At 74.1% G+C, this 328-nt stretch carries 1 protein-coding gene; it reads right to left on the bottom strand.

All coding sequences use genetic code 11. The features are described from left to right. A partial coding sequence (locus RKE29_RS30655; protein WP_312008938.1) for a GAF domain-containing protein occupies window positions 1-328 on the bottom strand: 328 nt, incomplete at both ends.

Below are 328 nucleotides of genomic sequence, written 5' to 3' on the forward strand. Positions count from 1 at the left end.
CCACCAGGCCGCTCAGCGCCGTCAGCACGGTCCGCTCGTCCTCACCGAACGGGTGCGGCCGGTCGAAGGTGATCACGCACACGCCGATCGAACGGCCGGAGGCGATCAGCGGCAGGACCGCCCCGGCCCGCTTCCCCTCGGCGCCCGCCAGCTCGGGCCGCTCCGGGTGCCGCGTGAGGAACTCCTCCACCGACGCGGTGAACTCCGGGGTACGGGTGCGCAGCGCCTCCCCGGTGACAGCGGACGGCAACGGCGTGCCGTGGACGCGGTCCAGGAACGCGCGGGAGTACCCCACCGAGCCCACCACGTTCAGCCGCTCGTGCTCCAG

It is taken from the genome of Streptomyces sp. B1866 (assembly GCF_031932565.1).
Classification (GTDB): domain Bacteria; phylum Actinomycetota; class Actinomycetes; order Streptomycetales; family Streptomycetaceae; genus Streptomyces.